This is a genomic window from Paenibacillus agaridevorans, from assembly GCF_003112455.1.
In the GTDB taxonomy this organism is placed as follows: domain Bacteria; phylum Bacillota; class Bacilli; order Paenibacillales; family Paenibacillaceae; genus Pristimantibacillus; species Pristimantibacillus agaridevorans.
This window is the reverse complement of sequence record NZ_BDQX01000171.1, coordinates 307,391-314,922: the sequence shown is the minus strand read 5'-3', so window position 1 is coordinate 314,922 and position 7,532 is coordinate 307,391. Positions and strand designations below refer to the sequence as shown.

At 52.9% G+C, this 7,532-nt stretch carries 9 protein-coding genes; all 9 read left to right on the top strand.

The window, feature by feature from the left end; genetic code table 11:
• Positions 1-192, top strand: a 192-nt coding sequence (locus PAT3040_RS37105) for a DHHA1 domain-containing protein (protein WP_181376657.1), incomplete at its 5' end; no start/stop codon positions are given.
• 55 nt (positions 193-247) lie between these two features.
• Positions 248-511, top strand: a complete 264-nt coding sequence (locus tag PAT3040_RS16335) for an IreB family regulatory phosphoprotein (protein WP_087566452.1) — start codon at positions 248-250, stop codon at positions 509-511.
• Positions 508-924, top strand: a complete 417-nt coding sequence (gene ruvX, locus PAT3040_RS16330) for a Holliday junction resolvase RuvX (protein WP_087566451.1) — start codon at positions 508-510, stop codon at positions 922-924. The genes PAT3040_RS16335 and ruvX overlap by 4 nt, the downstream gene beginning before the upstream one ends.
• Before the next feature lie 8 nt (positions 925-932).
• The gene (locus PAT3040_RS16325) at positions 933-1,229 is read left to right on the top strand and encodes a DUF1292 domain-containing protein (RefSeq protein WP_087566450.1); all 297 of its coding nucleotides are present in this window, start codon (positions 933-935) and stop codon (positions 1,227-1,229) included.
• On the top strand, positions 1,229-1,537 hold the full coding sequence (locus PAT3040_RS16320; protein ID WP_108993576.1) for a DUF1292 domain-containing protein: 309 nt from the start codon (positions 1,229-1,231) through the stop codon (positions 1,535-1,537). The genes PAT3040_RS16325 and PAT3040_RS16320 overlap by 1 nt, the downstream gene beginning before the upstream one ends.
• A 79-nt stretch (positions 1,538-1,616) precedes the next feature.
• Entirely contained in the window at positions 1,617-2,777 is a 1,161-nt protein-coding gene (gene mltG / locus PAT3040_RS16315; RefSeq protein ID WP_306299310.1) for an endolytic transglycosylase MltG, read from the top strand.
• 34 nt (positions 2,778-2,811) lie between these two features.
• Positions 2,812-3,744 carry a peptidase U32 family protein gene (locus PAT3040_RS16310; RefSeq protein ID WP_108993575.1) on the top strand — a complete coding sequence of 311 codons (933 nt, stop codon included), beginning with the start codon at positions 2,812-2,814 and terminating at the stop codon, positions 3,742-3,744.
• A 47-nt stretch (positions 3,745-3,791) separates the two neighbouring features.
• Positions 3,792-5,051, top strand: a complete 1,260-nt coding sequence (locus PAT3040_RS16305; protein WP_108993732.1) for a peptidase U32 family protein — start codon at positions 3,792-3,794, stop codon at positions 5,049-5,051.
• 183 nt (positions 5,052-5,234) lie between these two features.
• On the top strand, positions 5,235-7,445 hold the full coding sequence (locus tag PAT3040_RS16300; RefSeq protein WP_258235006.1) for a methyl-accepting chemotaxis protein: 2,211 nt from the start codon (positions 5,235-5,237) through the stop codon (positions 7,443-7,445).
• Positions 7,446-7,532: the final 87 nt, after the last annotated feature.

Below are 7,532 nucleotides of genomic sequence, written 5' to 3'. Positions count from 1 at the left end.
GCCGTCTCCGCCGATCTCGTGAAGCAAGGCTACCATGCCGGCAAAATCATCAAGGAAGCCGCTATCGTATGCGGCGGCAACGGCGGAGGACGCCCGGATATGGCGCAAGCAGGCGGCAAGGACGTCTCCAAGTTGGATGAAGCGCTCAAAATTGCCGAGGAACTGGTTGTCGGCAGGGCGAATGTGATATGATAGAATCAGACAATGTCCCTAGGCGGATGCTGTTCCCGAAAGCGAGGTGCTGTTGGTGAGTTCCATGGACCAAACAATGAAGTTTAACGTGAAGGCGGAGGGGGTGGAAACTTCTTCCGGGGATATTCTTCTCAGCGTCCACGAAGCGTTGATGGAGAAGGAATACAATCCGATTAACCAGATCGTTGGGTACTTGCTGTCCGGAGATCCCGCGTATATCCCGCGGCACAACAACGCCCGAAGCTTGATCCGCAAGAAGGAGCGGGACGAGCTGATCGAAGAGCTGGTCCGGTTCTACTTGCAGCACAAGAAGCAATGAGAGTCATGGGATTGGATTATGGCGACCGCAATATCGGCGTGGCCGTCAGCGACGCGTTCCGCTGGACCGCGCAGGGATTAACGGTCGTGGAGCGCAGGAGAGACGGCGGAGAACTGGACGTTCTGGCCGGTCTTGCCAAGGAACACGAAGTGTCGGAAGTTGTAGTCGGTCTGCCCAAAAACATGAACGGCTCCGTAGGTCCGCGCGGTGAGATCAGCATCGCGTTTGCCGAACAGCTTGGGCAGAAGCTAGGTATACCTGTTCACCTTTGGGATGAAAGGCTGACGACGGTAGCTGCCGAGCGTACGCTTCTCGAAGCGGACGTCAGCCGGAGGAAACGGAAGCAAGTGATCGACAAGATGGCGGCGACGCTAATCTTGCAAAATTTTCTCGACTCTAAAACGAAAAGGTGAGGGTAACCATGACAAAAGAAGAGATGCAGTACGAAGAGCCGGAAATTATTTATATCCCGGACGAAGAAGGCAACGAGGAAGAATTCGAAGTCATCATGAAATTCGAGGTTGATGGTTCGGATCAAAAATATATGATGGTTGTTCCTTTGATCGGCAACGACGAGGAAGAGGATGAGGTGTACGCCTTCCGCTACGAAGAGGACGGCGACGATCTCAAGCTGTATACGATCGAGGACGAAGAAGAATGGAATATGGTCGAAGAGACGTTTAACACGCTCCTGGGCGAGCTGGAGGAGCAAGACTAATGTCCGATTACAATCAAACGCCTGTTCGGATTAACGGCCTTAAAGAAGTATTCGGCGATCATGTCGAGCTGATCGCCGAGGACGGTCATGCGGAAGTCTACCGGATCAAGGCCGAGTTCAAGCTGGGAGACACCGTGTATGCGGCGCTCCAAAGCGATGAGATGGAAGCCGAAGACGAAGTCGAGTTTCTGCGCGTTCGTCAGGATGGCGAAGAACCCCAGCTCGAAAGCATCGAAGACGACGAAGAGTGGGAAGCAGCCTCCGAAGCGTACGACGATCTGCAATTCGCTAGCGACGACAGGCCCTAGCATCTCCTATATCGTTGACACGAAGGGCGGCTGACAACCGCTCTTTTTCACGGAAACTGACAGAAGAGGGTGTAGCAGGTTGGATAAGCCGGAAGAAAAGCAGGCAGCGGGAAATGAACCGAATGCTGTAAAGGCTACGAAGACGACAACAAAGAAAAAACGGAAGAAGGTTCGCAACCGTCCCAAAACCTGGGTTATTTCGTTATGGGTCGTATTAAGTTTGCTCACGATCATGTTATTAGGCGCCGGCGGCGTGTTGTATTATGTGTGGAGCAATCTGCAGCCGATGCCCGCAGGAGCTGTAAAGCAAGTTGCGATTTCGCGCGGGATGTCTGCCAATAGCGTTGCGGACACGCTTGAGGAGAACGGCATCATTAAGAACAGCTTTGTGTTCGGTTATTATTTGCAGCTCAAGGATGAAGGCTCCCGGTTCCAGGCGGGCTTGTACGAGATGTCTCCCGGCATGGACAATGCGGCGATTATCGCCAAGCTTAATGCAGGCGATACCATCGCGGAAGAGACGATCCGGTTCACCATTCCCGAAGGCTACACGGTGCTTCAGATCGCCGACAAGCTGGCGGCAGACGGCTTGATTAACAAGGAAAAATTTCTGGATGTTGCGGAGAACGGCCGCTCGTGGGCTAATGCCGAGTCGGCGCAAGCCATTCCGGATGACGATAAATTGCACAAGCGTCTTGAGGGTTACTTGTTCCCGGAGACTTACGAGCTGAAGAAGGACAGTACGGAGGAACAGATCATTACCCGAATGCTGCAGGAGACGGACCGCAAGCTTGCGGCGTTGCCTGAAGATTGGCAGGACGCTATGGAAGCTTCGGGAAGAACGCTGCACGAGATTATGACGATCGCTTCGTTGATCGAGCGCGAGGTTGTTGTGGACGAGGAGCGCGCGCTTGTTTCCAGCGTCATCTACAACCGGCTGGCCAAGCCTATGAGACTCCAGATTGACGCGGCTGTGCAATATGCTCTCGACGAGCCCAAAGAACGTCTGCTCACGAAGGATCTGGAGATCGACAGTCCTTACAATACGTACAAAAACGACGGTTTGCCGCCCGGACCCATTGCAAGTCCAAGTCTTGCATCCATCGAAGCGGCGATCTATCCCGCGCAATCGGATTATTTGTTTTATGTCACGAAGAAGGACGGCTCGCAGAGTCACCTATTCGCGAAGACGTACAACGAACATCTCCGCAACATCGACAAGAGCGAGCGAGGCAGTTAATTGACAGCAGGCCAGGGAGAAGGAGAACAAACATATGACATACAAACCGGAGCTGCTGGCGACAGCATCGTCGATGGAGGAGCTGGAGCTGCTGATCGACGCAGGCGCCGATGCATTTGTCATCGGCGAGGGTAAATACGGCATGAGGCTGGCTGGCGAGTTCACTTTGGACATGATTGGCGAAGCCGTGAAGTCGGCGAAGCCCAAGGGCGTTCGCATCTATGTATCTATGAATACTCTGATCGACAACGATACGCTGGAAACGATGCCGGACTATATTCGCGGCATCTATAGTCTGGGCATCGATGGAATCGTGTTCGGAGATCCCGCGGTGCTCGTGGCGGCGCGGGAGCTGGCTCCAGGGCTTCCCCTGTATTGGAATGCGGAGATGACCTCGACGAATATCGTTACGGCACAATATTGGGCGCGCCGCGGAGCGACCAGATACGTGCTGGCTCGCGAGCTCAATATGGAGCAGATCGAGGATACCAAAGCCAAATCCAGTCTGGAAATTCAAGTACAAGTTCACGGAATGACCAATATTTATCATTCCAAACGTTCCCTGGTGAACAGCTATCTGGACTATCACGACGATCGGGAACGGCTCGACAGTGTTGAGCGGGAACGCGGCTTGTATTTAACGGAAGCCGAGCGTCCCGGAGAACGGTATCCCATTTACGAGGATGATGGCGGCACCCATATTATGAGCTCGGACGACATTTGCATGCTGGAGAATCTTCATGAGCTGCTGAACGCCGGTGTCGACAGCCTCAAGATCGAGGGCATGATGAAATCGATGGCCTATAACGCGGTAGTGGTCCGGGCATACCGTCAGGCGATCGACGCGTACGTCGCCGACCCGGAAGGTTACTCCTTTCAAGAGGAATGGCTGGATGCCATCCTGGAAGCGCAGGATCCCAATCGGGAATTGAGCTACGGATTCTTCTATAAGGAGCAAGTGTACTGATGACGACCGGGCTCATCGGAGCAGTGAACAACCAGGAGGTGCGGGAGATGGGGACAACAAACGCGGCTGCGCCGAAATACAAAGGGAAGCGGAACCGGCTGGACAGACCGGAGCTTCTGGCGCCGGCAGGCAATCTGGAGAAGCTGAAGTTCGCCGTTCATTACGGCGCGGACGCAGTCTATATCGGTGGACAGAAGTACGGCCTTCGCTCTAACGCCGACAACTTCAGCTTCGAGGAGATGAAGGAAGGCGTAGAGTTTGCCAGCCGATATGGAGCCAAGGTGTTCGTCGCGACGAATATTTATGCCCATAACGAAGATATCGAAGGACTTGAGTCATATTTGCGCAGTCTGGAGGAGGCTGGTATCGCGGCCATTATCGCAGCCGATCCCGTTATTATCGAGACGGCGCAGCGCGTTGCGCCCAAGCTGGAGGTGCACCTTAGCACGCAGCAGTCGACGATGAACTGGCAGGCGGTCAAGTTCTGGAAGGACGAGGGGTTGCCGCGGGTAGTTCTTGCCAGAGAAACGAGCTTTAAGGAAATCGCGGAGATCAAGAGCCATGTCGATATCGAAATCGAAGCGTTTATCCACGGAGCCATGTGCTCTTCGTATTCGGGGCGCTGCGTGCTGTCCAACCACTTTACGGACCGCGATTCCAACCGGGGAGGCTGCTGCCAATCCTGCCGCTGGAAGTACGATCTGTTCGTTGACGATGAACCGGTGTACGAGGAAGGGCAAGAGCAGTTCACGATGGGATCGAAGGATCTGTGCATGATCGAATATTTGCCTGAGCTTATCGAGGTTGGCGTGGACAGCTTTAAAATTGAAGGCCGAATGAAAAGCATTCATTACGTTGCGACGGTCGTCAATGTGTATCGTCAAGCCATTAACGCGTACTTCGAGGATCCGGAAAACTTCCGGGTGAAGCAGGAATGGATCGACGAAATGAACAAGGCTGCAAACCGTCCGCTGAACACGGGCTTCTTCCTGGATACGCCGGGCGCGGAGGATCATATCTATGGTCCGGAGGAGAAGGCGGCCCCTTACGACTTTGCGGCGATCGTCCTGGATTACGATGATCGCACGGGCTTCGCTACGCTCCAGCAGCGTAATCACTTCAAGCCGGGCCTGGAAGTCGAATTCGTAGGTCCGGGCGGCACGTTTTTCCGGCAGACGATTACGGAGTTGACGGACGTCGATGGACAACCCCTGGATGCGGCGAGACATCCCATGCAGCATGTAAGGGTCCGCACGTTAAAACCGGTCAAGCCGATGGACATGATGCGTAAAAAAATTAGAAAATGAGACGTTGAGACTACCCGTTCGGGTAGTCTTTATATTATGCTTCGTTATTTTTTGTTCAGGCAATTGACAAGGCCCGGTCAATAACAAATAATAGATCTTATATACCATACATAATGTTTCAAGGTTCGCCAGATGCTTCCTTAAATCGACGAATCAACCAACTTGAAAGAGGGGTCTTCGACAATGGCCGGTAACACGAAGGAGAAGAATGCGACTTCAAGCCAGAAGGACAGTCCTAAACCTAACAAGGATGTAAACGCTTCCGGCGAAATGTCAGGCGCCAAGGCAGCTACGGGCCTTGCCGCAGCTGCGGCCAAAACGAAATCCGTTAAGGAAATGATGAAGGAAACGAAGTTATCCAATCCCGTTAAATCCGTAGGGATGAAGCTATTCCTGATCATTTTTATCAGCATTATTGCATGCGTGCTGACGGTAGGACTCATAGCCTATAACGAAGCGCGTTCCATCGTCGAAAAGAAGGTATCCGACGCCAGCCTTCAGACGGTGAATCAGGTGGCCGAAAATCTCGACATCATCTACAAAACTTACGAGGACTTGACGCTGCAAATTTTGGTGGACAAGGACTTCCATACCATTGTAGGCACGATCGCATCGAATCAAGACGATTATTCGCGCTTCGAAGCGACGCGCAAGCTTAGCGAAAAGTTGCAGGCTTTTACCATCGGGAACAACACCATTAAGGGCATTATGCTGCTTCCGCTGAGGGACAAGCTTCAAGCCGTCACTTCCGGCGTCTCTCAGACTAGCCGTGCAGAGATCGTTATGGCGCAAAGCTGGTTCCAGGAGACGATTGAGCTTAATGGCCGCGTCAACTGGATTGAGCCAAATGCCGAAGGATTATCAATGGGAACGGACCAGAGCACGTTTGGCATCGCCCGTCTGCTTAAGGACAGCACTTCCAGCGAAGCCTCTTATGTTTTGATGCTGGAGATGGATGTCAACACGATCAGCAACCGTTATAAGGACGTGTCGCTTGGCGACGGTAGCGAGATTTCCATTATCGACGTCAACGGCAAATATGTCATCGCAAATGATCTGGCTTTAATTGGACAAGATTCCAAAGTTCAGCTTCCATCCGGCGAGGCCGGGGCTAACGGAGCACGGAAGTTGACGACAACGGACGGGCTGGAAGTGCTGGCCGTGTACAAGTCATTCCAGGCAATGGACTGGAGGCTGGTAGGAAGCATTCCTGTCGAAATGCTCGTGAAGGATGCAAAAGCCATTCGTACGCTGACCTGGATTACGGTAGGCGCAGCCGCTATTATCGCTATTGCTATCGGCATTCTTGTCCTTTATTCGATCGCGACCCCGCTTGTGCGGCTCCGCAATCTGATGGTGGAGGGCGCGGGCGGCAATCTGACGGTACGCTCGACGATAAAGGGGCGGCGGGATGAGATCGGCGGCTTAAGCGACAGCTTCAACAGCATGATGGCGCAGATTACGGATCTTGCTCTCCAGACGACGGCATCCGCGGAACAAGTGCTGTCAACGGCTTCAGACTTGACTGGAGCGTCTAAAAAAACTTCAATATCTGCCCGCGAGATAGCTGTCGCTACGGAAGAGATCGCAGGCGGAGCAACCAGCTTGGCCGTAGAAGCGGAGCGAGGCAACGATCTGACGAGCAACATGAACGAACAGGTGCAGAAGGTGATCGAGGCCAATCAGGAGATGTCGGCATCTGCAGCGCTGGTGGAGAAGGCCAGCGGCCAAGGCACGGCCTATATGGGAATGTTGATCGAGAAGACGGGACTAACGGAAGAAATGACCCGTTCGATGGTAGAGAAGGTCGACAAGCTGAAGGAAAGCACAGGTTCCATCGTCAAGATTCTGGACGTGCTCAACAATTTGACGAAACAAACGAATATTTTATCGTTGAACGCGACAATCGAGGCAGCTCGAGCAGGAGCGGCGGGGAAAGGTTTTATGGTCGTCGCGGACGAAATCCGCAAGCTGGCGGATCAATCTCGTCAATCGATCGATGTGGTTGCCCAGATCACGGCCAAAATTTCCGGAGAAATTGAAGAGACCGTCCTGGTGTTATCGGATGCATACCCGCTTTTCCAGGAGCAAATCAGTTCCGTTAAGGAAGCCAATGAAATCTTCCTCACTGTACAATCGCAAATGGGCAACTTCGTCCATCGATTAGATGGCGTGACGTCATCCATCGAAGAACTGAACCAGTCGCAGTCGGTATTGGCCATTGCGATGACCAATGTCAGCGCCGTTGCGGAGGAAGCCTCGGCAACATCAGAAGAAGTTGCTTCACTCAGCAGCGAACAGCTATCCATCAGCGAAGGACTTGTCCAATTGTCCGAGAAGCTGGAATCCGTGTCCAGAGGCTTAAAGGAATCGCTCAACAAATTTAAAATTTAACAGGATCGACTCACCGGTTTCCCGCAAATTGCGGGAAACTTTTTTTTAACTTCGAAAGCAATCCTTTAACTTCGCTTACGTTCCATC

Bases quoted from the DNA above. Each gene is read 5' to 3' on its own strand.
- ruvX (WP_087566451.1), top strand. From the start codon at position 508: ATGAGAGTCATGGGATTGGATTATGGCGACCGCAATATCGGCGTGGCC.
- PAT3040_RS16300 (WP_258235006.1), top strand. From the start codon at position 5,235: ATGGCCGGTAACACGAAGGAGAAGAATGCGACTTCAAGCCAGAAGGAC.
- PAT3040_RS16325 (WP_087566450.1), top strand. From the start codon at position 933: ATGACAAAAGAAGAGATGCAGTACGAAGAGCCGGAAATTATTTATATC.
- PAT3040_RS16305 (WP_108993732.1), top strand. From the start codon at position 3,792: ATGGGGACAACAAACGCGGCTGCGCCGAAATACAAAGGGAAGCGGAAC.
- PAT3040_RS16310 (WP_108993575.1), top strand. From the start codon at position 2,812: ATGACATACAAACCGGAGCTGCTGGCGACAGCATCGTCGATGGAGGAG.
- PAT3040_RS16320 (WP_108993576.1), top strand. From the start codon at position 1,229: ATGTCCGATTACAATCAAACGCCTGTTCGGATTAACGGCCTTAAAGAA.